Genomic DNA, 26,435 nt, shown 5'->3' with positions numbered 1-26,435 from the left:
TATGTTGGGTGACGAGTGACATGAGAGGGAGGCCCGCCGGTGTCATCCGGGCAGCAGGCACGCGCCCAGGCGGCCGCGATCACGCCGGGTGGGCAGTCGCCGGACCATGAGCGCACCCCCGGCGAGCGCGTCCGCGCGCTCTTCGACGGCCACCGGCTGTCCCCGGGGCAGCGGCGCATCGCCCAGTACCTCATCGATCACCTCACCGAGGCCGCGTTCCTCTCGATCACCGAGCTGGCCGAACGGGTCGGCGTCAGCCAGCCGTCCGTGACCCGCTTCGCCGTCTCCCTCGGGTTCACCGGTTATCCCGCCCTGCGGGACGCGCTGCAACCGATCGCCCTGAGCGCGGTCGCGGGCTCCCCGGGCGGCGGTGGGCAGCTCCGGCACAACGAGCTCCAGGCGGCCGTGGACGCCGAGATCGATAACCTGCAGAACCTGCGCCGCCTGCTCGCGGACACCGACCAGGTGCTGGACATCGGGCGCGAGCTGGCCGGTTCCGTGCCGCTGACGGTGCTCGGCCTGCGGATCTCGGTGTCGCTGGCGGAGTACTTCGCCTACGCGGCCCGGCGCATCCACCCCGACGTACGCCTGGTCACCCGGGGCGGCAGCGTGGCCTACGACGCCCTGCTGCAGTCGCGGGCGGCGGGCGGGACCTGGGTGCTGGCCTACGCCATGCCCCGGCACGCCAGGGAGACCCTGGGCGCGCTCCGGGCCGCGCGGAGCGTGGGACTCCGTACCGCGCTGATCACCGACCCCACCCTGGGGCCGCTGGCGGACGCGGCGGACGTGGTGCTGACCGCGGGCACCGGGTCCCGGCTCGTCTTCGACTCGTACGCGGCGCCCGGCATGCTGTCCGCGGCCCTGCTGCAGGCGATGGCCGACGCGGACCCCGAGCGGACGCAGGCCCGCCTCGAAGGCTATGAGCAGGTCGCCGACCAGCACGGTTTCTTCCTGTAGGCCGGTCCGCCACCCCGTCCGGCGCCCCGTCCCGCCTCCGGGTACGCCGACGCCTCCGCGTCGTATGTAATTTTTCATTCCCTTGCTTACTCGACGGTATATATGTTTACTTGGCCAGCGCCCCGGATCCACCAGACGCCAGGGAGGGCGACCCCCAAGCCCTCCCGGAACCGGACACGCGGTGTGACGCCTCCTCCTCACGTCCCACCCGTGCCCGGTCCCGGCATTCGGATCCACCGGAGCGCTCACGGCGGCCTCGGTCAACCCCTGGGCCGAGGCCGCCGCAGCAACGTCTCGATCAGAGTTCGACACCACTCGGAAGCGACGAGAATGCGCCAGACTGCCTCCCTCACCCTCAGCCCCGACTGGCCCTGCCAGGTCAAGGCGCCCGGCACCCAGGACTGGGACCGCACGGCGATGCGCTGGCTGCGGGACCTGCTCCCGGCCCGCTACGGCACCTACCCGACGCTGACCCGCCATCCCGCACTGCTCGCCCGGCACGCGCAGCTCCAACTGCAGCACGAGGTACGGACGATGCGGATCGCCCTGGAGACCAGCCGGGCGGAACTGCCCGCGATGGGCGTGGCCGCGTCCGTGATCGAGAACTCGATCAGGATGTACGCCGTCGAGCTCCAGCAACTGGGCCGCCTGTCCCGCGGGGTCCGCCTCGTCGGCGACGCCCTGCTCGCCCAGGGCGCCAACCGCCGCCCGTGACACCACAACCCCGACACCCCGGCCGTGGCAGCCGGCCCGTGACACCCAGGCCCTGACAGCGCGGTCCTGACCAGCCGTCAGGACGCGACGGCGGACAGGGGAACGCGGACCTCGATGCACTTGCCGCCGCGAGGGGTCGGGCGGATCGCCACACTGCGGGTGAGGTGGCGGATCAGGGGCCAGCCGAAGCCGCCCGGGCGGGACGTCGCGGTGGGCCGGGCGACCGGAGGGGCCGCGGTGGTGTCGGCGATCGCCAGGCGCAGGCCGTCCGCCGATACGGAGGCGCTGAACCCGGCGATCCCGCCACCGTGGCGGATCGCGTTCGTCGCCAGTTCCGAGGTCACGAGCAGCGCGTCGGCCAGGGCGTCCTCCCCCGGCCGGACCCCGGCCGATTCGATGAGCGAGCGGACCCGGTCCCGCGCCTGCGTGGCGGTCCGCGGGACCGTAGGCAGCGGGCTGTTCTCCCCGTACCGCACCGTTCGCCTCCTCCAGGGGTCCTTACGACCGGACCATGCTCGTTTGCCCCGAATCCGGTCCGTCAACCCCTCCCTCGCCCCGCGCCGCGCTCAGCGGCCGCGCGGCGGCAGGGGCACCACCTTCGCCGCCGCGACCGTGGGAGCGGCCGCGAAGACCCCGTCGGCTCCGGTGACTTGGAGCAGCCTCGCCAGCCGGGCCGGGATGGTCCCCGCCAGTACGACCGGCAGGGCCCGTACGGGCTTCAGCATGATGTTGAGCGCGGTCGAATCGGCGAAGGTCACACCGGTGACGTCCAGGACGAACCGGCTGACGCCGACGGCCGCGGGATCCAGCGCCGTCCGCAGCTCGTCCACATTGTCCATGTCGAACTCGCCCGACATCACGACGACGCGTACGTCGCCCTCGGACCGCGTCTCGACGCGGTTGCGCGCTCTGGCGCCGCCGTCCGTGTCCATGGGATACCCGTCTCTCTTCTCAAGCCTGGTCGTGCCTGGTCGTGCCTGGTCGTGCTCCGGCGGTATCCGGTCGCGTCCGGTCCTGGTGTTCAAGTCGTGGTGTGCAAGTCGTGGTGTTCAGAAGGCCCGCGGCAGTTTCACCACGGTGACGAAGAAGTCGTCGATCTGCTGGATCGCCCGGATGAACTGGTCGAGGTCCACCGGCTTCGTCACGTACGCGTTGGCGTGCAGCTTGTAGCTGCGCAGGATGTCCTCCTCGGCGGCCGAGGTGGTGAGCACGACCACGGGGATGTGGCTCAGTTCCGGGTCGGTCTTGATCTGTTCGAGCACCTGCCTGCCGTCGTACTTGGGCAGGTTCAGGTCGAGCAGGATCAGATCGGGGCGCGGGGCGCCGGTGTGCTCGCCGCGGCGGTAGAGGAAGTCGAGGGCCTCCAGGCCGTCCCGTACGACGTGCAGCGTGTTGCCGATCTTGTTGTCCTCGAACGCCTCGCGCGTCATCAGTTCGTCGCCCGCGTCGTCCTCGACGAGGAGGACCTCCGCGGGCTGCTGCATGGAACGGGACTCGGGGCTGGGCGTGATCACTGGGTGGTTCCTTCCGCGGGTTCGGTGCTCCGGGGCGGGGTGTCCGTGCCGTGCACGGGCAGGGTGAAGACCAGCCGGGTGCCCGGCTCGCCCGCCGCACGGGTGGTGTCGATCCAGATGCGCCCGCCGGAGTGCTCGACGATCTTCTTGCAGAGCGAGAGTCCTATCCCGGTGCCCCCGTAGGCCTCCCGGCCGTGCAGCCGCTGGAAGATGACGAACACCTTGTCGGCGAACTCGGGCGCGATGCCGATCCCATTGTCCGTGACGCTGAAGGTGTGGAAGCCGGGATCCGCCTCGGTGCCGGTCCGGAGCTCGATCTCGACGTGGGGCACACGTCCCGGTTCGCGGAACTTGACCGCGTTGCCGATCAGGTTCTGCCAGAGCATGGTGAGCAGGGTCGGGTCGCCCTCCACCTCGGGAAGGTCCTCCGGCCGGGTGATCCGCGCCTCGGTCTCCTCCACGGCGGCAGCGAGGTTGCGCAGCGCCCGGTCGAGCGTGCCGTCGAGCGGGACCGTCTCCCGCGCGTCCTGGACCCGGCCGACCCGGGAGAAGGTCAGCAGGTCGTTGATCAGTACCTGCATCCGCTTGGCGCCGTCGACCGCGAACGCGATGTACTGGGCGCCGCGGTCGTCGAGCTGGTCCCCGTAGCGCTTCTCCAGCAGCTGGCAGAACGAGGCGACCTTGCGCAGCGGCTCCTGGAGGTCGTGCGAGGCGACGTACGCGAACTGCTCCAGCTCGGCGTTCGACCGGCGCAGCTCCACCGCCTGCGCGTCGAGGTCCGCGGCCGTGCGCTCCAGTTCCCGCGCGTTCGTCCGCGAGGCCGCCAGCTCCTCGACGGTACGACGGCGCATGGCCTCGACCACCCGGGCCAGGGAGCGCAGGTCGGAGGGCCCGCGTTCGGGGATCTCCTCGCCGAAGGCCCCGCCCGCGACCCGCCGGGACGCCTCCCGTACCGCGCCGAGCGGGCGTACGACGCCCATGTGGAGCAGGAGCGCGAGGCAGATCCCGGTCAGCAGGAACCCCGCGACGATCGCGAGCAGGATGTGGTCGCGCTCGGAACGGGCCTGCGAGAAGGTGCGGCGCGCGTCGGCCTGGAGCTGGTCCAGCCGCGCCTGCTGCGTGGCGATCCGCCGGCGCACTTCGTCGAAGCGGTCCTTGCCCTCCTCCAGGGAGGGCGCCGGGCCGCCGTCACGTGCCGCGACGATGGCGGGGGTGGCGAAACCGTCCCGCCAGGCGCGGGCGGCGTCCTCCACGGCGCGCACGTCGGCCTGGGCCTCGCTCTCGCCGGCGAGCAGCGTGGACAGCCGCCCCGCCACCTCGCGCTCGCCGTGCTGGCCGCGTTCGTACGGCTCCAGCAGGACCGGCTCGTGGGACAGGAGGTAGCCGCGGACTCCGGTCTCCTGCTCGAGCAGCGCCGATTCCAGCCGCAGGGCGTCCCGCTGGGCGGGGGCGATCCCGTCCACGAGCCGGTCGCCCGCCGCGGTGGTCTTCGACAGCAGGGCCGCTCCCACCCCGGCCGTGGTGAGGACCATGGCGGCGAGCAGGGCGAGCGCGGTCATGAACCAGGCGCGCACGCTCAGCGCGCGCAGGCCCGTGACGGTACGGGTGCCACGCGCGGCGCTGCTGGTAGGAGCGGCGCCCTCGGTGGGAGCGGCGCCCTCGGTACGGGTGACGCTGTCGGCACGGGTGGTGGACGGGTCTACTTGTTCCGGCGGGGTCACGAGGAGGTGTTCCATTCGAGGTGGAGTACGGCGACGTCGTCGGCCAGGCCGCCCCAGTCAGCGGCCAGGCTCTGCGCGGTGTGGATCAGGGCGTCGACGAACGCATCGGCGGGCAGCTCGGTGTGGTGACGGGCGATGTCCAGCAGGCCCTGCTCCTCCAGGCGCACGGGCCCGGCCCCGACGCGTCCTTCGATCAGGCCGTCGGTGAAGAGCATCACCGCGCCGGACGGTTCCATCGGCACCTCGGTCACCGGCCAGGCCGAGTCCCAGTCCGGCATGATCCCCAGCGCGGGCCCGCCGTCGACCGCCTGCAGCCGCACCCCTTCCGAGGAGCGGATCAGGAAGCCGGGGTGTCCGGCGCGCTGTACGCAGATGCGGTCCGCGCCCGCGGGGCGGGTGAGTGCGACGAGGGTGGCGAAGATCTCGGGCCCGGACCGCTCCGCCACCAAAATCTTCTCCAGGAGGTCGAGCAGCTCCTGTCCCCGCGCTCCGGCCATGACGAACGCCCGCCAGGCCACGCGCAGGCAGACGCCCAGGGCCGCCTCGGCCGGTCCGTGTCCGGACACGTCGCCGACGACGGCGTGCGTGGCCCCGTCGGGTGTCTGGACCACGTCGTAGAAGTCTCCGCCCAGGAGCGCCTGGGCGCGGCCGGGCCGGTAGCGGGCGCACACCGAGACCGTGTCGTCCAGGAGCAGGGGGGTCGGCAGGAGGCCGCGTTCGAGCCGGGCGTTCTCCTCGGCGCGCAGTCGGCCGGTCTGCAGGGCGGCGGCGGCCAGCTCCGTCTGCTTGCGCTGCATGGCGTAGCGGATGGCCCGCATGAAGACGTCCGCCTCCAGGCGGCCCTTCACCAGGTAGTCCTGGGCTCCGGCCGCGACGGCCGCCAGGCCCGCCTTCTCCTCGGAGAGTCCGGTGAGCACGACGACGGCGGCCTCGGCGGTCTTGGCCAACACCTTGTTGAGGGCGTCGAGGCCCTGTGCGTCGGGCAGGTGCAGGTCGAGCAGGACGCACTGGGGCCGCTCGGCGTCCAGCTGCGCGAGGGCGTGGGCGAGCGTGCGGGCACGGCCCAGGCGGACCTCGACCCCGCTGTCCTCCATCAGTTCCTCGACCAGGACGGCGTCACCCTCGTCGTCCTCGATGAGGAGGACGTGGGGCGGCCTGCCGCTCCACAGGGTCTCGAAGCGGTCCTGTTCGACCGAGGAAACCGGTCGGGGCGGGCTGACCGCCCGTGCTCTGGTGCTGTCGGCCTGGTACTGAGAACCCAGGCCCAGAGCGCTCCCCATGGCGTTCGTTTCCTTTCTCACCAGAGAGCGCGGGCGCCCGGCGGGCACCTGATCGGTCCGAGCTTAGAATGATCATTTGCCGTTAGGCAATATTTGAACTGGTCAATTATCCTGGCCCGCCGCACCCGAGTCCGGCCCTTCCCGGCCGTGCCAGTCGAGGCACACGACCATGGCGTCGTCGGCCGCCTCGATCTGCCCGCGGTGTCCGGCGAGCTCCTCCAGGACCGCCCTGGGCACCTGGGAGGGCGGCAGCAGCCGGGTGCGGGTGACGGCCCGGGCCAGCGCGTACTCGCTGTACCTCTCGCCGCCCGGGGAAGCCACGTCGTAGACCCCGTCGCTGAGGAAGAAGAGCCGGTCCCCGGGCAGCACCCGGAAGCGCTGGCACTCGTAGATCGTGTCCTCGAACATGCCCAGCGGGAGCTGGGCCTCCAGCTCGATGCGTTCCAGCGTGCCGCTCCGGAGCCGCCAGATCCGCGGCGAGCCCGCGTCGATGACCTCGACCTCCCCGGTGCGCAGGCAGAAGCGCAGCAGGAGCAGAGCGAGGTGGCGGGCTCCCTGGTGCTGTCCGTAGACGGCCTGGTCGGCGAGGCTCACCTGGTCCACCAGCCCCAGCCCGGCCCGGCGGGCGTTGCGCAGGGCGCTGACGGCGAGGTTGGTCAGCAGGGCCGCGTCGATCCCCTCACCCATGCCGTTGTTCACGGACAGCGTCAGGTGGTCGGCGGAGGCCGACCAGTCGAAGCTGTCGCCGTAGATGGCGTAGGCGGGCTCCAGCTGTCCGCCCAATTCGTACTCGGGCCGGGAGCAGGCCCGCCCCGGCAGGAGCTGCCACTGCATCTCGGCGGCGAGGGTGAGCCGGGTGGCCCGGCGGGCCCGCAGGAAGACGTCGGTGTCGCGCTCGGCGACGAGGATCGCGTGGGCCAGGGCGTCGGCGATGTCCCGCAGCTCCCCCAGGAGGGCGGGCGCGTAGCGGCCCGCCGGGAAGCCCACGCTCAGGACGGCCACCCGGTCGCCCCGGACGCTGACCGGCAGGTGGACCGTGACCCCGGCCGCGTCCCCGGTGACGTACGGCTCCTGCGCGCCGAAGGCACGGCCCGGAGCGCTGTTGTGGAGGGAGAGCGGTTCGGCGGTGTCGGGCAGCTCGGTCACCGGCTGGAGGCTGGTCAGGGCGTAGTCCGCCATCAGCAGCTCGACGGCGCGGGCACCGTACCGTTCGGTGATCACTTCGCGGACCTTGTCGAACAGTTCGTGCGGTGCGGCGGCGCGCAGCATGCGCGCGACATCCTCTGATCCGTCCACCGGCCTGGGACCTGCCTTTCTCGCAACTGTCAGTATGGGTCTGCCCCGCGGCCGTCGGCTCGACGGGCGAAGCAGCTCGTTCATCCGGTAGGGAGTGTCACATGCGTCAGAGCCCGATCGGCTCGCCCCGGCCGCCGGTGTCCGCGGTCGCCGAGGTCAGCGAGCTGATCGAGCTGCTGGAAGTCGTCTGGGAGCGGGGCCGGGACACGGTGTGCGCGCCGCCGGTCTCCTCCGCGCAGGCACGGGTGCTCTTCCTCGTCGAGAAGAACGAGGAGATCAACCTGCGCACGCTCGGCGGCCTGCTGGGGGCCGCGCCGTCGTCGGTCACCCGGCTGTGCGACCGGCTGCAGGCGGTCGGTTTCCTGGAGCGGAACCCGAGCCCGGCCGACCGCCGTGAGCTGCAGTTGCGGCTGACGGCCCAGGGCCGGACGTACCTCGTCGATCTGCGCGCCCGCAGGAAGGAAGCCCTGACGGAGGCGATCGCCGCGATGCCGCCCGCCTCCCGCGCCGCGCTGGCCGTCGGGCTGGCGGACCTCCGTGAGGCGGTCTCCGCTCCGCTGCGGTTGCCGCGGACGCTGAACGGCGCCGAGTCCCGGACCGCCTGAGGCGGTCCCGGGCACGGGGTGGGGCCCACCCCTCCGGGAGGGGTGGGCCCCACGGGCCACGGTCACGACGCCCGGTTCCGGCCGCCGTGGCGGAGATGCGCGCCGCTACCAGCGGTACCAGCGCCCGCTGCCGCTCTTCGGGCGGGCGACGAATCCGATCAGCCAGAGCACCAGCACCGCGATCGCGACCCACCAGAGGATCTTGAGCGCGAAACCGGCGCCGAAAAGGATCAGGACCAGCAGAAGTACGAGGAGCAGGGGAACCATGTTTATCAACCTCCGAAGAGCCGTCTGCCCTGCCGATCCCCTCCTATGCATCCCATTTCAGGTGTCGCTCGTCCGCGGAGGGGGAAGCGCGCGACGCGCCCGCACACGGGAAGGGCACGGGAGGGAACGCGGCGGGGGGCTCGTAACGGCCCGGGTTTGAAAATTCCGGCAGCGAGCAGTCGGCGGGAGAAGGAATCACCGGCTCCCGGAAGGAACATCGTGGGAATCATCGCCTGGATCGTCATCGGACTGCTCGCTGGAATCATCGCGAAGGCACTGCTGCCCGGCAGGGACCCCGGCGGGTTCATCGTCACGATCCTGATCGGGATCGTCGGCGCCCTGCTGGGAGGCTGGCTGGGCAAGGTCATCTTCGGGGTCGACTCGATCGACGGGTTCTTCGACCTCTCGACCTGGATCGCCGCGATCGCCGGATCGCTGATCCTGCTGATCGTCTACCGGCTGGTCACCGGCCGGCGCCGCGCGTGACCGCGGCCGCCCCCGGTCCCGGCCACGTCCCCGCCCGCGCCATCCGCGCCGCCCGAAGGAGCACACCATGACCGCGGAACACGATGTCGTCGCGTTGATCCTCGCGGATCACCGCACCATGGAGGAGCTGTTCCGCCGGATGCGGAGCGTCGAAGCCGACCGCGCACGCGCTCTGAAGGAGTTCTCCGCGTTGCTCGTCGCGCACGGAGAAGCCGAGGAGAAGGAGGTGTACGGCGCGCTGAAGCGGTTCAAGAACGTGGACGACGACGAGGTGGACCACGGAACCGAGGAGCACGCCGAGGGCAATGAGGCCCTCCTGGCCCTGCTGGAGGTGTCCGAGGTGGGCTCCGACGCATGGGACGAGCGGCTGGAGGACCTCGCGAAGGCCGTGACGCACCACATCGACGAGGAGGAGCGGACGATCCTCAACGGCGCCCGGGAGAGCGTGCCGGACGACCGCCGCGCCGAGCTGGGGGCCGCCTTCACGCGCGAGCGGGACCGGCAGCTCGCTGCGGACTGCGGCCGGGTGGAACACGTACGGTCCGTCGTACGGGGATGACGGCCGACGGCGGCACGACAGGACCCGCGCGGACCCCGGAGCGGTCCCCGTCCCCGGACCGCTCCGGGACGGCGGACCGCTCCGGGGCCGCGGACCGGCCCGGGGCCGCGGCGGCACGGCGCGACGGCGAGACCCGCACCACGGTGTGGGTGGCCCTCGCCGCCAACCTGGCGATCTCCTTGGCCAAGGCCGTCGGCGGCGTCATCGCCGCGTCCCCGGCCCTGCTGTCCGAGGCGGCCCACTCCATCGCGGACAGCCTCAACGAGGTCTTCCTCCTCGCCTCGCTCAAGCGCAGCAGGCGACCGGCGGACGACCAGCACCCCTTCGGCTACGGCAAGGAACGGTTCTTCTGGTCCCTGCTCGCCGCGGTCGGCATCTTCGTCACCGGCGGCTGCTTCTCCGTCTTCCAGGGCATCGAGGCGTTCGGCTCGGACAGTTCCGAATCGCGGGACGGTTATCTGATCGGCCTGGCGGTGCTCTTCGTCGCCCTCCTCGCCGAGGGCGTCTCCCTGGTACGGGCCGTCCGCCAGGTGCGCGGCGCAGCGCGGGCCGCCGGTCACAGCGCCGCCGAGGAGATCCGGGCGGGCCGCGACCCCGCCCTGCGGACGGTCCTCGCCGAGGACAGCACGGCCTGCGCGGGCGTGCTGCTGGCCATGGCGGGCATGGGGCTGCACATGGCGACGGGTCAGGTGGCGTACGAGGCGTGCGCGTCCATCCTCATCGGCGTACTCCTCGTCTACGTCGCCTACACCCTCGGCAAGGGTGCCCGGGCGCAGCTGATCGGCGAGGCGGCCGATCCCGTGCTTCAACGGGAGGTGCGCGAGTGCCTGTTGGAGCAGTCCGAGATCGACTCGGTCACCGCCCTGCTGACCATGCGCATGGACCCCGACGCGATACTGCTCGCCGCCGGCGTCGATCTCACGGCGGGATACGACAGTGAGACGGTCGAGGACGCGATGGTCCGCATCCGGACCGAACTCAAGTGCCGCTGGCCCGAGTTGGACCAGGTGTTCCTCGACGTGACGGACGCCGCGGCAGCCGAACGGGTCCACCGCGGCGCACGGCCGTGAGCCGAACGGGCGCCGCCTGAGACCCCGGGGTCGGCGGTGACCGGGGCGGCCACGCCCGCTCTGACGGCTTCCAGCTGGGTGGCGAACGCCAGGCCCAGGAAGAGCGCGGGCGAGGTCGGGCAGGACCGGAACAGCGGTGAGGCGAACGCGCTGAGCGGGCCGTGGACGCTGCCGAAGGAGCCGCTCGCGCCGCCGTACAGGCTCCGCCGCCGTACAGGCTCCGCCGCCGTACAGGCTCCGCCGCCGTAGCAGGCTCCGCCGCCAGGTCAGCACCGCCCACACGCCAGCACCGCCAGCATCAGTCCGCGGGGTGTCCTTGCGCAGGAACGGCCGGTCGCGGTCCACCGGTTGCGGTCCGGCGAAGCGGAGGGCGATGCTACCCGCGCCGAAGTACTCCAGCCCCGCCCCCGGCCGCCGGGCACCCCGCGGAACAGGAAGTGGTGACGCCGGGCTCGGCCGCCGGCGGCCACGGGTCCGCCAGGAGACGGGTGATCAGCGGTCACTGTCCGGCCGTCGCGGCCGTCTGCGACGGCAGCAGCCGCAGGAGACGGCCCGGCCGGACGGTCGCGCCCGTACGTTCCTGATGGCCGCCGTGCGCCCTGGAGCGCGACGCGGAAAACGTGGCGGGGACGGCGGGCGGGGACGGCCGTACGGCTACTGCGAAACCAGCGGGTGGGCGGGACCGGTCATCGGGTGGACGGGGCAGCCCGTGATGAGGCGGACCGCCTCGACCTCCGCCCAGACCGCCTTGCCCTGGGCGTGCGGCCGGACGCCCCACCGGTCCGAGAGCCGCTGGACGATGTACAGTCCGTGGCCGCCGGGCACCGCGCTCCGCTGTTCGGTGCGCAGCCGGGGCATCGTGCCCTCGCCGTCGAAGACCTCGACGCGCAGGACGCCCTCGGCGGCGGTGACCACCAGTTCGTGGCAGCCGCCCGCGTGGATGACGGCGTTGGTGAGCAGCTCGGACACCAGCAGCAGGACGTCTTCGGCCGTCTCCCGCTCGCCCCAGCCCCAGTCCCGCAGGGCGGTGCGGGCGAACTCACGTCCCTTGGCCACTTGGCCCCCGACCCCCCGCAGCCCAAGACGACGGCGCTGGATCAAAGCCCTGGTGTCCACACGTAGCGGATCACTGATCTGAGGTCGTTGGGATTTCAACGCGGTCTCACCCCCGTTGGCGCTGATCTGTCCGTTGATGGCGCGCTCCTGCCGTTCCGAATACTCGCGCGAACACTGGCTGGGCCCTCTCGGTGTCCCAGACTCCGCGCTTACCCGCCCTGTCCGCTCGAACACCTCGGGTACCCGCGCGGTATCGCCGGTCACGGCGCCGCGAGGGCGTCCGCGACAGAACGGTCGATGGTGAACACGGTGTCGGCGCCGGTGAGCCGCAGCAGCCGGGACAACTGCTCGTTGGGCGCGGCCAGCCGCAGGGACACCCCCTGCCGTTCCGCGTCCAGGCGCAGGCTGAGCAGCAGGTTGAGGCCCGAGGAGTCACAGAAGCCCAGCCGCGCCAGGTCGACCACCAGCCGGGGCGCCCCCGAGCGCAGGGCCTCGTCCAGCACGGGCTGGACGCGGCCCAGGCCGTCGAGGTCCAGATCCCCCTCGAAGGCGCACACCACGGCGCCCGTCCGGTCGTCTCGCAGCTCGGCTCCGAGAGGCCCGGGCGCCGCGTAGCTTGCTGCCGCGGCGGCAGCGGCGGTCGGCACGTCGCCGTCCCCTTGGTTACGAGTTCCCACGTCAACCTCTCGATACGTCGTCTAGCACTGCCGGTGTCGGCGTCCGAACCGTTCCGCACGAGTGAGACTGGTTGAAACCCGTCCGAACTCCGCCGAACCGCATGAGCCCTTGCGAACTCCCACGAACCCCTCTCAACTTTACAGAGGCCGGGAGGGTGGTCACCGCTGTTCCCCCGCCCAGGTCAGCCGATCGCCATGTGGAGGCGCAGCGTGAGCCCGGAGTCGAGGGCCCTGACCTCCACGAGGTCGCAGAGCTGGTGGACCATCCACAGCCCGCGTCCACCGTTGCCGGAGGCCGGAGCGGGGCGGCGGCGGCCCGCCAGGGGATCGGACAGTCGGCCGCCGTCCCTGACCTCCGCCACGACGTGGCCCGCGGGCGTGGCCCACAGAAGCAGGGTCCCTTTTCCCCCGCCGTGGGCGACGGAGTTGGCCGCCGCCTCGCTGATGGCGAGGACGAGGTCGCCGCGCCGCCCGGCGTCGAGGGGGGTGCCGCGGGTCCAGGTTTCCGTGTGCTCGCGCAGGTGGCCGAGCCCGCCCCCCGCGTAGTCGAGGACGAGCGCCCCGGCGGGCGGTGCGGGCAGTGGAAGATCGCAGTCCGCGCAGACGATCGCCGCGTCGGTGTAGCCGGGGCTGAGCAGGTCCAGGCCGTCCTCGATGAGGGTCGGATGGGTCCGCCGGGCGTCGGCCACCACCTCGGGCGGGAGCGCGGTGACGTCGTACGGGCACAGGATGGTCGCGGGCCGGCCTGCGAAGGCGGTGTTGATCAGCGCCTCGTGCCGGGTGGCCTCCAGGACCTCGGCGGTCGAACGGCCGGCCCAGATCGGCTCCCCCACGATCCGCGCGGACCGGCCCGGGTGCCGGTCGGCGAAGTCCTGGAGGGCGGCCAGGATGCGGCCGGGGTTGCGGCCGAGGGCGCTCATGTCGACGTACTCGACTCCGTCGCCCTCCGCGCCGAGGTCGCCCTGGAGGGCCTCCAGGTGCGGGCCGGGCACGGCGACGAGGACCGGTTCACCGGCGGTCAGCGCGGTCCGGACGAAGCCGCCCACTCCGGCCGCGTAGTCCCGCGGTCCCCGGTAGAACAGGGCGGGGTGGACGAAGGGCGCGGGCGCGCCGAGCGCGGCGCCGACGGTCCCGCTCGGCTCCGTGCGGCTGGGGTGGTGGGCGGGTGGAATCACACTCTTCCCTCGTGGGCGGTCACGGTCGGCATCGAAACGCATACCAGAGTACCGGCGGCGCGCCCCGCATCGCGTCCCCTGTCCCACATCTCATATTCCGTGATCCCGCACTCGTACCCGCACCCGTATCCGTCGCCTCGCGCCCCTGACCCGCGCCCCCTACCCGCGCGGGGTTCTTCAGACGCTCAGCATGCCGCTCCGCAGCTCGGAGAGGATCCGCGACAGGAGCCGGGACACCTGCATCTGGGAGACGCCCAGCTCGACCCCGATCTCGGCCTGGGTCTTCTCCTGGCCGAAGCGCATCGCCAGGATCAGACGGTCGCGCTCCTTGAGCCGGCCCAGCAGCGGAGCGAGGGTGTGCATGTCCTCGAAGAGCTCCACGGCGGGGTCCACGTCGCCCATGCTCTCGGCCAGCGGGCGGGTCCTGCGGCCGCTCGCCGACTGCTCCTCGGACTCGGTGCCCGCGTCGAGCGAGCCGCTGGTGTAGCCGTTGGCCGCCACCAGACCGTCACGGACCTCCGCCTCGTCGAGTTCGAGGTGCTCGGCCAGCTCCGCGACCGTCGGGGTCCGGCCCAGGACGTCCGTCAGCTCCTCCTGGCTCCTGACCAGTTCGGTCCGGAGCTCCTGGAGCCTGCGCGGTACGTGGACGGCCCAGGTCGTATCGCGGAAGTAGCGCTTGATCTCGCCCGTGATGTAGGGGAGGGCGAGGGTGGAGAACTCGACTTCGCGCTCGGGATCGAAGCGGTCGATCGCCTTGATGAGCCCGATCGTGCCCACCTGGACGATGTCGTCCATCTCGACCCCGCCACCGCCGGAGCGGCCGCGGAAGCGGCGGGCGGCGAAGTGGACGAGGGAGACGTTCATCTCGATCAGCGTGTTGCGCGCGTACTGGTACTCGCGCGTTCCCTCTTCCAGGGCGCGCAGCCGGACGAGGAACATCCTCGACAGCTCACGCGCGTCCGCGGGCGCGACCTCACGGGCGTTCGGCACGTGGGGCAGGCCGACGGGCGACGTCCCCGTCACGCATTCGGCGGACGGCGTGACGACCGCGACCGTCGTCTCGCACACGGGGCTCACGACTGTGTCAGACCGCGACATGATGACGGTTCCCTCCCTGGAGCGGATACATCGGGGCCTCGTCTGCCCCCGAATCCGGAACCTACACCCACCGCGCGGCGGTCTTTTCGGACGGGCCCGTGCGGACCTGCGAACCGTCGGCCCCGGCGGGCCCGCATACGTACCGGACGCGCGGGCAGAAGCAGTACCACCATCGTGCCAGCCGCCCCGAGGAAGTGGCCCCGTGACCGAACCGAACGAGTCGGACCCCCCGGCGCCCTCGGTGCCGCTGGTGCCCCCGGACCCCTCGGCCCCGTCGGATCCGCTGGACCCGTTCACGGACGTGCTCGACGGTCCGATGTACGTCGTCACGGTCGCGGCCGGGGGCGAGCGGGCCGGGTGCCTGGTGGGCTTCGCCTCCCAGTGCTCGATCCACCCGCCCCGCTTCTTCGTGTGGCTGTCCCACCTGAACCACACCTTCCGGGTCAGCCATCACGCCACCTTCCTCACGGTGCACGTACTGGGGAGCGACCAGCGGGACCTCGCGGAGCTGTTCGGCGGCGAGACCGGTGACCACGTCGACAAGTTCGCGCGGGTCGCCTGGCGGCCGAGCGCGGACGGGAGCCCGGTGCTCACCGACGCCTGCGCCTGGTTCGTCGGCCGGATCGAGCGGCGCGTCGAGGGCGGCGACCACACGGGCTTCCTGCTGGCCCCCACCGAGCACTCCCCCGCCCGGCCCGACGGCCCCGCGCCCGCCCTGCTCAGGTACCGCGCGGTCAAGGAGCTGCCGCCGGGCCATCCCGCCTGAGCGGCGGGCCGTCCCGGGCCCGCGCGGCCGGCGGCGGCCGTAGGCTCGGGGGATGACCGGCACGACGACCCCCGCTCCCGGACCGTCCGCCTCCTCCGGCCTCCGGTCGGTGGAGCGGGCGCTCGCGCTGCTCGACGCCGTCACCGACGCGCCGGGGCCGGTGAGCGCGAAGGCACTGGCCCGCCAGGTGGAGTGCTCACTGTCCACCGCCTACCACCTGCTCGGGGCACTGACCGCCCGCGGGCACCTCGCCCGCACCGCCGAGGGGTACGTTCCCGGTCCGCGCGTGCCCGCCCTGCACCGCTCGTTCCAGCGGCACCTGCGCCCGGCCCCGGGCGTCATCGAGATGCTGCACCGGCTGCGCGGGGCCGCCTCGGCGGAGGCGTACTACACCGTGTACCGGGGCGGAGTGATCACGGTCGTCGACAGCACGGCTCCGGTGACGGACACCGCAGCGCCGTTCGTCCCGGGTCCGGAGATCCGCGCCCACGCCACCGCGCACGGCAAGGCCCTGCTGGCCGAGCTGCCCCGCCCGGTGCGGCGGCGGTACCTGGCGGAACACGGCATGGCCCGGTTCACCGACCGTACGATCACCGCGGCCGACCGCTTCGAGGCCGAACTCGCCCGGGTGCGGGGGCAGGGCTTCGCCGTCTCGCTGGGCGAGGCGGATCCGGCGTACACCTGCCTCGCCGTGAGCCTGCCGGGGCCGCGCCCCGACGGCACCGTCCACGCGCTGTCCGTATCGCTGGCCACCGAGGACTTCCGGCGGCGCCGCGGGGACGTCCGCGCGGCCGTGGCGCGGGCCGCGGCGGACGCGCTCTGACCGGAATTCCGGCAGGCCCGGAATCCGCGGGGACTGCGGTGGCCGGTCCGGCCGGTACGGGCCACCATGGGCGGCATCATCTTCATCGCCGTCAGGTTCACCGTCCGCCGCGAGCACGCCGACGACTGGCTCACCGTCGTGGACGACTTCACCCGGGCCACCCGCGCCGAGCCCGGCAACCTCTTCTACGACTGGTCGCGCGGCATCGAGGACCCGAACCAGTACGTCCTGCTGGAGGCCTTCGCCGACGCCGCCGCGGGCGAGGCCCACGTCCGGTCCGAGCACTTCCGGGCGGGCATGGCCGTCATGGCCGACGCGATCGCCACCGCCCCCGAGATCATCAACGTCGAGGTGCCCGGCCAGGGCTGGAACACCATGGCCGAGCTCACCCCGAACCGCTGACCCCGAATCCCTGGCCCCGAATCCCTGGCCCCGAAGCACCGAATCCACGGCGCCCGCGCACGAGGGGTGCGTCAGTGGTCCATGCCCCGCATGCCCTCCATGCCCTCCATGCCCTCCATGCCCTCCATCGTCCCGTGCGTGGCGCCGGATTCGAGGGTGCCGCCCAGGCGGGTGCGGGCCGGGGTCAGGGATTCGGGGGTGGGGGCCGTGATGACCCAGCGGGGACCGACCAGGTAGCTGCCGCCGTACGCGCGTGACTCGGCCAGCCAGGCCCGCTGGCCCTCGTCGGCGGCGAAGGTGGCCAGGCGGTAGGCGGCCGGGCCCGACCCGCACGCCCCCTCGCGCAGTTCCTCCGCGTCCACCGTGACCTCGGCCGTGCAGCCGAGGGCGGTGGCGAGCTGCTGGAGCGTGACGGACCCGGGAGCGGCGGGCGCCGCGCGGGGTTTCGGGTGGGGCGCCGGGCCGGAGCAGGCGGCGCCCAGCAGGGTGGCGGCCAGGGTGACGGACGCGGCTGCGGCGAACGGCACGAGGCGGCGGTCGGGGCGCGGTGGGCGGGCCATGGTTCAGCCGCCCGCCGGAACCTTCTTGCCCGTGTCCGTGACCGCGAACCAGAGCCCCTGTTTATTGTGCCCGTTGGTCTGGCCGGGCGCGGTGTCGCCCGTGAAGGTGTAGACGGGCCAGCAGTCGATGGTCAGTTGCATGCTGCCGTCGGGGCGTTTCACCGATCCGACCAGTGCGGCGGGAATTCCGTCCACCTTTTGCTTGTCCACGGGAGCGGCCGGCTTCCAGGTGTCCAGGCAGGCGTCCAGGCAACCGAATTTCATGGGCCACGCGCTGTCCTTGTTGAACCGGTACAGCGTGCGCTTTCCGGCGTCGACGAGGATGTTTCCGAGTTTCGCGTCCCGGGTCACCGACAATTGCGGTTCGGAGTTCTTCTGCTCGGCGCCGCGGGCGGCGGCGTCCACCGCCTTCTTTCCGTCGGGGGCCAGCGCGTGCCAGGTTCCGCCGACGCCCTCGCCCTTCGCCTCGCCCGGCTGGGAGTCCTTCGCGTAGCGGTACACCGGCCAGCCCGCGAGGGTCAGCTGGCGGGTGCCGTCCGGGCGGACGACCGCGCCCAGCAGGTTGGGCGCGATGCCCGCCGAGGCGGTGGCGTCGTCGGCCGGCACGACGGGCCAGGTGGTGGCGCAGGTGTCCACACAGGCCGACTTCGGGGGCTGGGCGGTGTCCTTGTCGAAACGGTAGAGGGTGGCTCCGGCGCCGTCCGTCACCACGTCGCCCACGGCCGCCACGGCCCGTACCGCCAGTTGCCCGGCCGGTCCGGCCGCGGCGCCCGAGGCCGAACCCGAGCCGGCGGCGGGAGGCGCCGCGGAGGCCGCCGGCGCGTCCGCCCCGTAGGCGGAGCCGGATCCGGAGCCGTAATCGCCGGATCCGGTGGAATCGTAGGCCCCCCCGGCCGCCTTGCTCGCGGCGGCCGGCTTCGCCGCGCCCGCCGGACCGAAATTCGCTCCGCCGCTTCCGCATCCGGCCGCCAGCAATACCACCGCGGCCGTCGATCCGAATATCGCGCCACGACGCCTGTTGTTCATGATGGATCCCTCCAGTGGAGTACGGCGCCTTTCGCGCCCTGACTCCTTCTTAGGGCCTGCGGAACGAATTCCCTTGCGATCCCCGGGAATTTGTCAGATCGCGCCAAACGGTGAACTACTCCTGAATGCGGAGCGCGAGCGCGGGACAACGGCGCACCGCCCGGAGGGCTTTCGGACGCAGGAGCGCGGGCACCGCCATGACCCCCTGCGCCGGATAGCCGTCGGCGTCCAGCCGGACGACATCGGGGAGCAGGTCCACGCACAGCCCGTGCCCCTTGCACAGCGTCCAGTCCACGACGAGGCGTTCCGGGTTGGCGTCGGCGGGCAGCGGAAGGGCGCCCAGGACCCGGCGGCCGCAGCCGCTGCCCACGGCGTGGTCGCGGAACTCGTCGGGGAACACGGCCAGTGCGGAGGCCACGAAGGACGCCGTACCGTCGGGGTGGCTGCACGCTCCGCGGCCGCGCACCGCGCGCATCCGGGCCTCCAGCGCTTCGAGGGCGGCCCGGCCGCCCCCGCCGACCAGCTCGGCCACCGCGCTCGCGAGGGACGGCAGCCCGCGGACGCACGGCCCGCACTGGCCCGCGGATTCGTCGGCCATCCAGCGGGCCACCCGGGCCACCTCGCCCGCCGGGCAGGTGTCCTCGGGCAGCGGCAGCACCGCTCCGGCGCCGAGCACCGCGTCGAAGGAGGCGAGGGACTCCCGGGAGAGGGCGGCGGAGAGCGCAGCCCCCGGGCTCAGCCACCGGCCGTGGTAGCCACCGACCAGGACGCCCTGGCCGGGTCCCGATCCGCACAGCCCCAGCACGTACGCCAGCGAGGTGCCCGTGGGTACCTCCACCACCGTGGATCCGGCGACCGTCAGCAGGATCGTGCCCGGTTCGGCGGGCAGTCCGGCCGATCGGTAGGCGAGGGCGCCGAGCCGGGCGGCGACGGCGAGCTGGGCGTACGTCTCGGTGTTGGACAGCAGGGTCGGCAGACCGCCGAGCCCGCGTTCGCTGGTGCGCACCTTCTGCCCGGAGGGGAGAGCGGCGCCGCCGTCGAGGCCGGCGATCATCGCGGTGCCCTCCCCCGTGACGAACCGTTCGGGGAGCCGGGTCACGCGGACCCGGCTGCCGCAGGGACCGCGTTCGGCCACGGCCGCGCGCACCGACCGTTCCACGTCCTCCCGGGTCACACCGACGACCACCTCCTCGGCGCCGAGCGCGGCGGCGGCCAGCAGCGCGCCGTCGAGCACGAGGTGCGGTGCGTGCAGCAGCAGCGCGGTGTCCTTCAGGCAACTCGGCTCTCCTTCACTGCCGTTGACGACAACGGCGCTCCGTCCGTCACGCGCGCGGGCGGACCGGGTGACGGCTCGGAGTTTGCGGGCGAAGGGGAAGCCCGCTCCCCCGCGGCCGCGCAGGTCGGTGTTCTCGGCCAGCGCGAGGAGGGCGTCGGGGCTGTGCCGGGGAAGCGGGCCGTGGACGGCCAAGTGGGCTTCCCGGTCCAGGCGTTCGGCGGTGTCGAGCCCGGCCAGCAGCCGGGGCTGCCCGACGCAGCCCAGGCCCGGGAGGGGCGACCCCGTCACAGTCGGCCCCAGTGTCCGCCGAGGGCTTCACCGAGCGGGCCGCCGGGCCCGTCGGCGCCCGCGACCGGTACGCCGCCGAGGAACACCCGGTCGTAGGGGGGCCGTTCGTGCACGGGATCGGGGCCCGGGAAGGGCGGCGGGGCCGCCGCGGGCGCCGCTGCGAAGGGGGCCGCCGAGCGGGTCGCCAGCACCGGACCGGCCGCGGCCCGCGGGGTGAGCAGCGGGTCGGCCGCGGCCCCTTCGGTGACGGCGCGCCGCTGCCGGGTCCGTACCAGGCGGGTCGTCGACCGGTCCTCGTCGAACGGGGTCGGTACCAGGCGGGCCGTCATCCGGTCACCGGCCTGTTCCACGGGCTGCGGTACGAAGGGACGCGGATCGGCGCCGATCCGCTGCCCCGGCACCCACGCGGCGACCGCCGGGCCGCCACCGGACAGGACCGCCCCCGCCCGCGGGGCGGCCGCACGGGCGGCCTCGGGGCGCGGGGCCTCGGCACGAGCGGGGGCGGAACGCGGAGCGGCGGCGCGGGCGGGCAGCCCGCTCAGGGCGCGCAGCCTGGTCCGCAGCCGCAGGGCGAGCAGGCAGGCGACCCCGATCACGCACAGGGCGTACGCGACGGTCACCCAGCCGCTCGCGGCGCGGCCGGACTTCAGCCCGTGCACCAGCGACGCGCCCCAGGCCGGGTACGCGCCCATGTGCAGGGCCCGCCACCACAGTGAGCGGCCCTTGGTGGCGAAGGCGCTGCGGACGGCGCCGGACACCGCGACGGCCACGAAGAGGTACCCGGCGAGGGTGCCGAGCCCGATGAGGACGGGCTGGCCCGGGTCGGCGTAGGGCACGAGCACCGCGGTGGCCGTGGTGCGCGCTTCGGCGACCTTCACCCAGACGTGCAGGGCGAGGAAGCCGAGCCCCGCGACGGCGAGGCCGCGGTGCGCGCCCTGGGCGACGAGCCGGTGGCCGGAGGCGAGCAGGGTGCGGTCGGTGGCCGCCAGGCCCCACAGGACGGCGGCGGTGAGGGAGACGAGCGAGAGCACGCCCGCCCCGTAGTCGAGGAAGTCCCACAGGTGGGTCAGGGCGCCCGCCCGGGCGGCCACGCCCAGGGAGAGCAGGGCCGCGAGCGCGGCGGCGCACAGCGCGCCGGGGTGCGGGCCGCCCTCGGCGGACAGCAGGGGCGGGCGCCGCAGGGCCCGACGCCCGGCAGCCGCGGCCATGGCGGCTCCGGCGTGGCGTCTGGCTCGGTGGGCCCGGTGCGAGCGGGGCGCACGGGTCTGGGACAGGGGCATCGAGTTCTCCCATACGCCAGGACCGAGCACTCCACCTCACGCGCTCGGCGCCCGGGGTGATCGTCGGAACTGCTCGGCAGCGGGCGGCGGATGGGTGCCTCGCCGACCGGGGAGCGGGGGCCGGAGTGCAGAAGCATCGTGGAGCTTCGCAACGTCTCCACAGGATTTATCGAAACGTGACAACTTCTGGTGCCCACACCGTCAACGCATCGAGTATCCCCGGAAGATTCCCTTCCAGTGGGGCGGATGTGGCCGGGTTGGCGCCCGGTCCGCCGCTGCACAGGAGAAGGTGGCCCCTTCGGGCGTGCCACCCTCCCACGGGACAGGCCGTACCCCGGCATGAACGAGGTAACAATGTGCGAACTTCTCAACCGCATCTGGTCCCGCCCCCGAGGCGAATGGACCCGGGTCCTGCGAAAGGAGCTGCCCGCGCTCGCCGCGGGGATAGTGGAGGAACTCCGGGACGGGCTTCCGGCGTTCTCCGCACTCGTGGAGGACCTCGGAGACGAAACCGTCAGACGCCAAGTGGAGGCGGCCCTGCTCACGGTCCTCGGTTACGGCGCGCCCGCCGCGCCGGAGAATGACGAGCGGGAGGAACCCGGTCGCGGCGCTCCGCGCCCCGCACTGACGGCCGTACCGGCCCAGGGATCCGCCGCCGCGCCCGACCACGCGCGGCGGGAGCTCTTCGCCGTTCTTACGGGTGACATGACCATGGCTGATTCGGACCTCGACGAACTGGCCGCGGCGGCCCACTGGCCGCTGCCGGACACGGTCCGGGCCATCGCCCTCGCCACCCCCGGCGAGACCCAGCAGCTGGCGGCGACCCTGGACGACGGCCTCGCCGGGATGGTCGGCGGCCAGCCGTGCCTGCTGGTCCCGAGCCCCGACCCGGACGCCCGCGGGCCGCTGGAGAGCGCCCTGCGCGGCCGGTTCGCGACCGTCGGCCACGCCGTCCCCCTGCGCGACACCGCCTCCTCGCTGCGCTGGGCGCTGCGGCTGCTGGCCCTCACCCCGACCCGAGCCGGGCTCGACGCCCGGCCGGTCTTCGTGGACGACCACCTCTCGACCCTGCTGCTGCTCCAGGACGAGCCCCTCGCGCACGCGCTGGCGGCGCGCTGGCTCCGGCCGCTGACCGACCTCACCCCCCGGCAGAGCGAGCGCCTCGAAGTGACCCTCCTGGCCTGGCTGGAGGGCGGCGGCGCACCCGAGGCCGCCAAGGCGCTGAGCGTGCACCCGCAGACCGTGCGCTACCGCATGCGGCAGCTGGAGAAGCTCTTCGGACCCGGGCTGCGCGATCCGCGGACCCGCTTCGAACTGGAAATGGCCCTGCGCAGCCGCCGCCTCATGGCCCAGGTCCGGCGCCAGCACTCGCGGGTGGGCCGCCGGGCCCGTAGCGTCACGGCGGACTTCCGCCCCCTCGGCGTCATGGCCCGCGTCAACGGCCTCTGATCCAGGGCCGGAAGAGGCCCGAAGGGACCAGCGGGCGCCCCGCCCCCACACATACAGGCTCCGGCCCCTTCCCCGCCGTGCAGGCGGGGGAGGGGCCGGAGCCACGCTCGGGGCGGCGCGGGGAGGTGGGAGGAGGGCGCCGGCCCCGAGGGTCCGTGAGGGGTCCGGCCTCACGGCCGGACCCCGTGAGCGGGGATTCTCTGGCACCAGCGGGAACTCGCGGTGGTTCGCGGGGATTCGCTGGGACTAGCGGCAGGAACGACCGGAGTTGACGCAGCGCACGGCGTTCGCCATCAGGGCGTCCGACATCACGTTGATGAAGTCGCCGTGGTCGGTCACCGGCTTGTGCAGCTGCTCGGGGAAGCTGTCCACGGCGAACCGCGCGCCCTGCGGGACTCCGTAGACGATCCGCTGCACGAGCTGCGGAATCGCCTTGAATCCGGCGGGACACGAGCCGTCGCGCCCCGCGAAGGCCACGTGGGTGCGGTGGTTGGCGCTATCGGTGTTGCGCCCGTCCCAGCAACTCTGGAAGGAGAAGGTGCGCACGACGTCGCTGCCCTTGGGGCAGACCGGGTACTTGTCCTTCAGTTGCCGGTTCTCGAACCCGGTGCAGCTCCAGGACGCGTTGGCGTTGGCGGTGCCGTTGGTGAACGCCTTCGCGTCGCCGGTGATGATCCGCAGGAACCGGGGCATGGCCGTGACCTTGTCGGCCGGGCTGCCCTTGAACTCGGTCGTCACCTGCTTGGGCCGCAGGATGGTGCCGACGTTCGCGTCCTGGCCGCCGCCCGGCGCCTTGGCGTCCTTCTCGGCCCGGCCGTCGCGCAGCCGCAGCACCGGCCAGTAATAGGTGGACTGGTCGCCGTTGGCGCAGGTGGTCCCGGCCGCGGCGAGGCTGCTGTTGGTGGAGAAGGCGTCAGTGGTCTTGTTGCCGACGTAGTCGTGCATGTGGTGGGCGCCGTTGCCGACGCCGGGCGCGACGATGACGTTGTCCGGATTGAGGTGCCGGTTCTCGTTGCGGCCGCAGTCCACCGACAGGGACCCGGTCGAGGCGCGGGACGAGGGTCCGGGAGTACGCACGTTGGGCCGTACGGTGTTGATGGCGACGAAGTCGGCGCGGGCCGGCCCCCCGCTGCCCTGGAGGGCGGCGCCGCGCGCCTCGTCCCCGGCCGGGGCCGCCTTCATCGCGCAGCCGCTGAGCGCGTCCAGCCCTTGAGGCTGTGCGGAGGCCCGCCCGAGCGCGTCGGAGAGCTTGCCGATGGACTCGCCCCGCTGCTGCTTCAACGTGCCGAGCAGGTCGTCGCCGCGGGCCCGGCCGGAGGCCAGCTTCGTGTAGGCGTCGGCTACCTGCGCGTCCAGCTGCGCGAGGTTGTCGTCGACCTCGGGGCGGGCCTGGTCCGGTACCTCGCGCAGCTGGTCGCCCACGTCGGGGCAGTCGATGGTGGCGGTCACCGGGGCGGTCCGGGGGGAGCCGGGGTCCTGGCCCGCGGAGGCCTGTTGGGTGACGAGCAGCACTCCGCCGCCGCCCAGAACCAGGGCGGACACCAGGGCGAGGGCCTTGTGTGCGGGACGGAGCCTGCGTTTGTGGCCGTTCTGACTCATGCGATCACTTCACTTCACTTCGTCGGTAGGTCACGTCGTCGGTAGGTCACTTGGCCGGTGGGCCACTTGGTTTGTGGGTCACTTGGCCGGTGGGTCACTTGGTCGGTCGGGCCGGGCTGGCCGAGGGGGCCGGGGTGGCGTCCGCGAGGCCGTCGAAGTCGACCAGCCCGCTCGCCTCCAGGACCGAGATGTGGTCCAGCACCGTGGTGTTGGCGTCCGTGGCGAGGTCCCGGACCATCGAGTTGCGGGTCTGCGCCCGGATCTGGGCCACCAGGGCGAAGACCTTGCCGTGGGCCCGGCGCAGCAGCTGGACGAACAGCCGCTCGTACTCGGCGCCCTGGGCCCGGTCGAGTTGGTTCAGCCAGCCCTGCTGCTGGTCGGTGGGCCGGTCCGGAAGGTCGACACCGAGGGCTTCGCCCACCTCGCGCACCCGCCGGTCCAGTTCGGTGTGGCCTTCGACCAGGTGCTCTCCGGCGGTGCGCACCGCGGGGCGGATGCCGCGCTGCTGGGCCTGGCGCCCGGCGGGCAGTTCCCACAGCCCGGCGAGGCGCACCTTGCGGACGAAGTCCCGGTCCTGGGGGCTCAGGGGCCCGAAGGCGGTGCTCAGGGTCCCGGCTCCGTCGTCGTCGGCGGCGGCCGGGGTCCGGGCGCCGCCCGCGGCGGCGGCCGAGCCGCCGAACGTGTGCACGGGGATCAGCAGCGCGACGAGGGTGAAGGCGAGCGCGCCGATGACGATGCCCGTGCCGATCACCTGTCTCGACGCGAGCGACAGGCCGGTGGCGGCCCGGCGGCGGAATGACAGCACTGTGCCTCCTTGTGCGTGATCCGGGAGGGCGGTGCGGTCGTCCGGCTGCGCTCCCCCGGGTGCCAAGGGACGCTAGGCGAGTTGGGGGGCCCGTACGGAAGGCCCATCAGGAACGGACAAACATCCGGGCGAGGCCCCGGACGGCTGGTACGGTTCCGCCCGCCCGGGGCGCGTCCGCGCGGTCAATCCTCCGGTTCCCAACTCCCCTGCCGCGTAGCGTGGTTGAGTATATTTTCGATCATTTGACAGGTCATCCGACAGGAGATCCGCGATGCGCCGGTACATCCATGCCCGCCACGGCCGCCATGCCCTGACCGCCGTGGCCGCCCTGGCCGTCGCCCTCGCCGCCACGGGATGCGGGGGCGGGGGCGGGAGCGGGTCCAAGAAGGAGGTCTCGCAGGAGGGCAAGGGGGCTACCCGTGGGTGGCCACCGCCGAGATCTGCAATTCCCTGCCCTACGACCGGCTCTCCGACCCCCTCGGCAGACGCGAGGAGGCCGCCGACCGGGCCAAGCGCTCGGGCGGCGGCTCTCCCGGCTTCACGTGCGCCCAGCCGCTGGTGGAGGCCGCCGACGCCGCGTTCGGGGACGTCAAGGTCGAGCTGGACTTCGCCTTCACCGAGAGCGTCGACTTCGCCAAGGACGTCTTCGGACGGGGCCGGGAGGACTCCCGCAAGGACATGCCCGACAAGGAACTCGTCGAGGTGAACGACGTGGGCAGGGAGGCCACCCGGCTCAACTTCGACAAGCCCACCGACATGCACCAGGTGCGCGAACTGCAGGTGTGGGACAGCAATCTGCCGCTCACCGTGACGATCACCGCCGAGGCCCGCCACCAGCCGAAGGCCGAGGGCCTCAAGCCCATGGACACGAAGGTCGACTCCTTCGCCCGGGGCGTCCTCGACGCCCTCCGCACGTAGTTCCGTTTGGTGAACACTTGACGCAAGATTGACTCCACCTTTCGACCGCCGGGCACGGGAGGACCGTTACGGTCCCTCCCATGTCCCTACGACCTACCGCCCTCCCGGTCCTCCCCTACCGCAAGCCCACCCGCGGCCGGGACTACTGGGTCCTGGACGACGTGCTCCCCGACCCGGACGCGGTACGGGAGCGCGCGCTGGCCAGGGACGACTGGACCGAGGGGTACCCCCACAAGCCGGAGAGCTGGCCCGGGCTGCGGGTGATGCCCGGACTGGACCCCGGCGAGCTGGAGCGGGTGGAACGCCTGGTCCGCGCGGCGACCGGCGCCCGCGAGATCTGGGCCGAACGGCCCGCGGGCAGCGGCACCTTCAACCACAACTGCGTACAGGTGGTCGGCGCGGGCGAGTGCGAGCCCCGCCCCCACACCGACTCCCGCAGCCTGTGCCGCTACGCCGCCGTGCTGTACCTCAACCCCCGCGTCCCCAAGGCGTACGGGACCAGCTTCTACCGCCAGAGCCTGCCCGGCGGGGTGCTCGGCGGCAATCAGGTCATCGCCCCGCACAACACCCTGGTGGACGCACTGGGCACCCGGTTCGTCGCCCCGGACTCCTTCACCCCGGACGTCGACGTGCCGCACCGCGCCAACCGGCTGCTGCTCTACTCCGCCAACATGATCCACAGCGCCACGGACTACTGCGGGACCACGCTGGAGGACAAGCGGATGACGGCCGTCTTCTTCTGGAAGGCCGCCTGACCCCGACGGCGGC

General features: G+C 73.0%; 29 protein-coding genes. 12 read left to right on the top strand and 17 right to left on the bottom strand.

The genetic code is table 11. The features are described from left to right. Positions 1–39: 39 nt before the first annotated feature. Positions 40–957: a MurR/RpiR family transcriptional regulator gene (locus QMF80_RS18445; RefSeq protein ID WP_283454644.1), complete on the top strand. Its 918-nt coding sequence runs from the start codon at positions 40–42 to the stop codon at positions 955–957. A gap of 330 nt (positions 958–1,287) precedes the next feature. Beyond that, the gene (locus QMF80_RS18440; RefSeq protein WP_283454642.1) at positions 1,288–1,671 is read left to right on the top strand and encodes a hypothetical protein; all 384 of its coding nucleotides are present in this window, start codon (positions 1,288–1,290) and stop codon (positions 1,669–1,671) included. Between the two features lie 77 nt (positions 1,672–1,748). On the opposite strand, the gene QMF80_RS18435 is transcribed toward QMF80_RS18440, so the two are convergent. The 6 genes from QMF80_RS18435 to QMF80_RS18410 form a co-directional block, all read right to left on the bottom strand. After that, positions 1,749–2,147: an ATP-binding protein gene (locus QMF80_RS18435; protein ID WP_283454640.1), complete on the bottom strand. Its 399-nt coding sequence runs from the start codon at positions 2,145–2,147 to the stop codon at positions 1,749–1,751. 90 nt (positions 2,148–2,237) lie between these two features. Continuing rightward, entirely contained in the window at positions 2,238–2,603 is a 366-nt protein-coding gene (locus tag QMF80_RS18430; protein ID WP_283454639.1) for an STAS domain-containing protein, read from the bottom strand. A 117-nt stretch (positions 2,604–2,720) separates the two neighbouring features. Then, entirely contained in the window at positions 2,721–3,155 is a 435-nt protein-coding gene (locus QMF80_RS18425; RefSeq protein WP_283454718.1) for a response regulator, read from the bottom strand. Positions 3,156–3,181: 26 nt separating this feature from the next. Continuing rightward, positions 3,182–4,921, bottom strand: coding sequence for a sensor histidine kinase (locus QMF80_RS18420; RefSeq protein ID WP_283454637.1), 1,740 nt, complete (start codon positions 4,919–4,921; stop codon positions 3,182–3,184). Continuing rightward, the gene (locus QMF80_RS18415) at positions 4,903–6,186 is read right to left on the bottom strand and encodes a PP2C family protein-serine/threonine phosphatase (RefSeq protein ID WP_283454635.1); all 1,284 of its coding nucleotides are present in this window, start codon (positions 6,184–6,186) and stop codon (positions 4,903–4,905) included. The genes QMF80_RS18420 and QMF80_RS18415 overlap by 19 nt, the downstream gene beginning before the upstream one ends. Before the next feature lie 102 nt (positions 6,187–6,288). Then, positions 6,289–7,455, bottom strand: coding sequence for a PP2C family protein-serine/threonine phosphatase (locus tag QMF80_RS18410; protein ID WP_283454633.1), 1,167 nt, complete (start codon positions 7,453–7,455; stop codon positions 6,289–6,291). A 128-nt stretch (positions 7,456–7,583) separates the two neighbouring features. Between QMF80_RS18410 and QMF80_RS18405 the strand changes: the two genes are divergently transcribed. Continuing rightward, on the top strand, positions 7,584–8,087 hold the full coding sequence (locus QMF80_RS18405; protein ID WP_283454632.1) for a MarR family winged helix-turn-helix transcriptional regulator: 504 nt from the start codon (positions 7,584–7,586) through the stop codon (positions 8,085–8,087). Positions 8,088–8,192: 105 nt separating this feature from the next. On the opposite strand, the gene QMF80_RS18400 is transcribed toward QMF80_RS18405, so the two are convergent. Next, positions 8,193–8,354: a hydrophobic protein gene (locus QMF80_RS18400; RefSeq protein WP_283454630.1), complete on the bottom strand. Its 162-nt coding sequence runs from the start codon at positions 8,352–8,354 to the stop codon at positions 8,193–8,195. A gap of 219 nt (positions 8,355–8,573) precedes the next feature. Between QMF80_RS18400 and QMF80_RS18395 the strand changes: the two genes are divergently transcribed. From QMF80_RS18395 to QMF80_RS18385, 3 genes are all read left to right on the top strand, one after another. Beyond that, on the top strand, positions 8,574–8,840 hold the full coding sequence (locus tag QMF80_RS18395; RefSeq protein WP_283454628.1) for a GlsB/YeaQ/YmgE family stress response membrane protein: 267 nt from the start codon (positions 8,574–8,576) through the stop codon (positions 8,838–8,840). Between the two features lie 67 nt (positions 8,841–8,907). Then, complete coding sequence (locus QMF80_RS18390) at positions 8,908–9,399, top strand: hemerythrin domain-containing protein (RefSeq protein WP_283454626.1); 492 nt, start codon at positions 8,908–8,910, stop codon at positions 9,397–9,399. After that, positions 9,396–10,469, top strand: coding sequence for a cation diffusion facilitator family transporter (locus tag QMF80_RS18385; protein WP_283454624.1), 1,074 nt, complete (start codon positions 9,396–9,398; stop codon positions 10,467–10,469). The genes QMF80_RS18390 and QMF80_RS18385 overlap by 4 nt, the downstream gene beginning before the upstream one ends. A gap of 654 nt (positions 10,470–11,123) precedes the next feature. Here QMF80_RS18385 and QMF80_RS18375 read toward each other — a convergent pair. From QMF80_RS18375 to QMF80_RS18360, 4 genes are all read right to left on the bottom strand, one after another. Beyond that, a complete protein-coding gene (locus tag QMF80_RS18375) occupies positions 11,124–11,525 on the bottom strand; it encodes an ATP-binding protein (protein ID WP_283454622.1) in 402 nt (133 codons plus the stop codon). A 260-nt stretch (positions 11,526–11,785) separates the two neighbouring features. Then, positions 11,786–12,172, bottom strand: a complete 387-nt coding sequence (locus tag QMF80_RS18370) for an STAS domain-containing protein (RefSeq protein WP_283454620.1) — start codon at positions 12,170–12,172, stop codon at positions 11,786–11,788. Positions 12,173–12,384: 212 nt separating this feature from the next. Then, entirely contained in the window at positions 12,385–13,377 is a 993-nt protein-coding gene (locus QMF80_RS18365; protein WP_283454617.1) for an anti-sigma factor RsbA family regulatory protein, read from the bottom strand. A gap of 177 nt (positions 13,378–13,554) precedes the next feature. Continuing rightward, positions 13,555–14,475, bottom strand: coding sequence for a SigB/SigF/SigG family RNA polymerase sigma factor (locus QMF80_RS18360; RefSeq protein ID WP_502962877.1), 921 nt, complete (start codon positions 14,473–14,475; stop codon positions 13,555–13,557). A 316-nt stretch (positions 14,476–14,791) separates the two neighbouring features. Between QMF80_RS18360 and QMF80_RS18355 the strand changes: the two genes are divergently transcribed. The 3 genes from QMF80_RS18355 to QMF80_RS18345 all read left to right on the top strand — a co-directional run bounded on the left by QMF80_RS18355 (position 14,792) and on the right by QMF80_RS18345 (position 16,466). Then, the gene (locus QMF80_RS18355; RefSeq protein ID WP_283454717.1) at positions 14,792–15,241 is read left to right on the top strand and encodes a flavin reductase family protein; all 450 of its coding nucleotides are present in this window, start codon (positions 14,792–14,794) and stop codon (positions 15,239–15,241) included. Positions 15,242–15,293: 52 nt separating this feature from the next. After that, entirely contained in the window at positions 15,294–16,064 is a 771-nt protein-coding gene (locus QMF80_RS18350; RefSeq protein WP_283454613.1) for an IclR family transcriptional regulator, read from the top strand. 75 nt (positions 16,065–16,139) lie between these two features. Then, positions 16,140–16,466, top strand: coding sequence for a putative quinol monooxygenase (locus QMF80_RS18345; protein ID WP_283454715.1), 327 nt, complete (start codon positions 16,140–16,142; stop codon positions 16,464–16,466). Positions 16,467–16,537: 71 nt separating this feature from the next. Here the strand turns inward: QMF80_RS18345 and QMF80_RS18340 are convergent, their stop codons facing one another. The 4 genes from QMF80_RS18340 to QMF80_RS18325 form a co-directional block, all read right to left on the bottom strand. After that, the gene (locus QMF80_RS18340; protein WP_283454611.1) at positions 16,538–17,026 is read right to left on the bottom strand and encodes a hypothetical protein; all 489 of its coding nucleotides are present in this window, start codon (positions 17,024–17,026) and stop codon (positions 16,538–16,540) included. Positions 17,027–17,029: 3 nt separating this feature from the next. Further along, complete coding sequence (locus tag QMF80_RS18335; RefSeq protein WP_283454609.1) at positions 17,030–18,052, bottom strand: SCO0930 family lipoprotein; 1,023 nt, start codon at positions 18,050–18,052, stop codon at positions 17,030–17,032. A 115-nt stretch (positions 18,053–18,167) separates the two neighbouring features. After that, entirely contained in the window at positions 18,168–19,616 is a 1,449-nt protein-coding gene (locus tag QMF80_RS18330) for an NADH-quinone oxidoreductase subunit NuoF family protein (protein WP_283454607.1), read from the bottom strand. Then, positions 19,613–20,824 (bottom strand): hypothetical protein, encoded by a 1,212-nt coding sequence (locus QMF80_RS18325; protein WP_283454605.1) that lies wholly within the window; start codon positions 20,822–20,824, stop codon positions 19,613–19,615. Before QMF80_RS18325 ends, QMF80_RS18330 begins: the two co-directional genes overlap by 4 nt. Before the next feature lie 426 nt (positions 20,825–21,250). On the opposite strand from QMF80_RS18325, the gene QMF80_RS18320 reads away from it, so the two are divergent. After that, a complete protein-coding gene (locus QMF80_RS18320; RefSeq protein ID WP_283454603.1) occupies positions 21,251–22,345 on the top strand; it encodes a PucR family transcriptional regulator in 1,095 nt (364 codons plus the stop codon). Between the two features lie 246 nt (positions 22,346–22,591). Here QMF80_RS18320 and QMF80_RS18315 read toward each other — a convergent pair whose 3' ends face one another. Both QMF80_RS18315 and QMF80_RS18310 read right to left on the bottom strand, forming a co-directional pair. Beyond that, positions 22,592–23,944 (bottom strand): DUF1996 domain-containing protein, encoded by a 1,353-nt coding sequence (locus QMF80_RS18315; RefSeq protein ID WP_283454601.1) that lies wholly within the window; start codon positions 23,942–23,944, stop codon positions 22,592–22,594. A 94-nt stretch (positions 23,945–24,038) separates the two neighbouring features. Continuing rightward, the gene (locus QMF80_RS18310; RefSeq protein ID WP_283454599.1) at positions 24,039–24,749 is read right to left on the bottom strand and encodes a DUF4142 domain-containing protein; all 711 of its coding nucleotides are present in this window, start codon (positions 24,747–24,749) and stop codon (positions 24,039–24,041) included. Positions 24,750–25,172: 423 nt separating this feature from the next. Here QMF80_RS18310 and QMF80_RS18305 point away from each other — a divergent pair, with 423 nt between their 5' ends. Beyond that, positions 25,173–25,667 (top strand): hypothetical protein, encoded by a 495-nt coding sequence (locus tag QMF80_RS18305; RefSeq protein ID WP_283454597.1) that lies wholly within the window; start codon positions 25,173–25,175, stop codon positions 25,665–25,667. An 80-nt stretch (positions 25,668–25,747) separates the two neighbouring features. Next, on the top strand, positions 25,748–26,422 hold the full coding sequence (locus QMF80_RS18300; protein ID WP_283454595.1) for a DUF6445 family protein: 675 nt from the start codon (positions 25,748–25,750) through the stop codon (positions 26,420–26,422). Positions 26,423–26,435 lie beyond the last annotated feature (13 nt).

Source organism: Streptomyces sp. G-G2 (assembly GCF_030063135.1).
Classification (GTDB): domain Bacteria; phylum Actinomycetota; class Actinomycetes; order Streptomycetales; family Streptomycetaceae; genus Streptomyces.
The sequence above is the reverse complement of the archived record's forward strand: the minus strand, read 5'-3'. Positions and strand labels throughout refer to the sequence as shown.

Bases quoted from the DNA above. Each gene is read 5' to 3' on its own strand.
- QMF80_RS18440 (WP_283454642.1), top strand. From the start codon at position 1,288: ATGCGCCAGACTGCCTCCCTCACCCTCAGCCCCGACTGGCCCTGCCAG.
- QMF80_RS18425 (WP_283454718.1), bottom strand. From the start codon at position 3,155: ATGCAGCAGCCCGCGGAGGTCCTCCTCGTCGAGGACGACGCGGGCGAC.
- QMF80_RS18315 (WP_283454601.1), bottom strand. From the start codon at position 23,944: ATGAGTCAGAACGGCCACAAACGCAGGCTCCGTCCCGCACACAAGGCC.
- QMF80_RS18410 (WP_283454633.1), bottom strand. From the start codon at position 7,455: ATGCTGCGCGCCGCCGCACCGCACGAACTGTTCGACAAGGTCCGCGAA.
- QMF80_RS18360 (WP_502962877.1), bottom strand. From the start codon at position 14,475: ATGTCGCGGTCTGACACAGTCGTGAGCCCCGTGTGCGAGACGACGGTC.
- QMF80_RS18405 (WP_283454632.1), top strand. From the start codon at position 7,584: ATGCGTCAGAGCCCGATCGGCTCGCCCCGGCCGCCGGTGTCCGCGGTC.
- QMF80_RS18390 (WP_283454626.1), top strand. From the start codon at position 8,908: ATGACCGCGGAACACGATGTCGTCGCGTTGATCCTCGCGGATCACCGC.
- QMF80_RS18420 (WP_283454637.1), bottom strand. From the start codon at position 4,921: ATGGAACACCTCCTCGTGACCCCGCCGGAACAAGTAGACCCGTCCACC.
- QMF80_RS18355 (WP_283454717.1), top strand. From the start codon at position 14,792: ATGTACGTCGTCACGGTCGCGGCCGGGGGCGAGCGGGCCGGGTGCCTG.
- QMF80_RS18430 (WP_283454639.1), bottom strand. From the start codon at position 2,603: ATGGACACGGACGGCGGCGCCAGAGCGCGCAACCGCGTCGAGACGCGG.
- QMF80_RS18325 (WP_283454605.1), bottom strand. From the start codon at position 20,824: ATGGCCGCGGCTGCCGGGCGTCGGGCCCTGCGGCGCCCGCCCCTGCTG.
- QMF80_RS18385 (WP_283454624.1), top strand. From the start codon at position 9,396: ATGACGGCCGACGGCGGCACGACAGGACCCGCGCGGACCCCGGAGCGG.
- QMF80_RS18300 (WP_283454595.1), top strand. From the start codon at position 25,748: ATGTCCCTACGACCTACCGCCCTCCCGGTCCTCCCCTACCGCAAGCCC.
- QMF80_RS18320 (WP_283454603.1), top strand. From the start codon at position 21,251: ATGTGCGAACTTCTCAACCGCATCTGGTCCCGCCCCCGAGGCGAATGG.
- QMF80_RS18400 (WP_283454630.1), bottom strand. From the start codon at position 8,354: ATGGTTCCCCTGCTCCTCGTACTTCTGCTGGTCCTGATCCTTTTCGGC.
- QMF80_RS18340 (WP_283454611.1), bottom strand. From the start codon at position 17,026: ATGGCCCGCCCACCGCGCCCCGACCGCCGCCTCGTGCCGTTCGCCGCA.
- QMF80_RS18335 (WP_283454609.1), bottom strand. From the start codon at position 18,052: ATGAACAACAGGCGTCGTGGCGCGATATTCGGATCGACGGCCGCGGTG.
- QMF80_RS18350 (WP_283454613.1), top strand. From the start codon at position 15,294: ATGACCGGCACGACGACCCCCGCTCCCGGACCGTCCGCCTCCTCCGGC.
- QMF80_RS18415 (WP_283454635.1), bottom strand. From the start codon at position 6,186: ATGGGGAGCGCTCTGGGCCTGGGTTCTCAGTACCAGGCCGACAGCACC.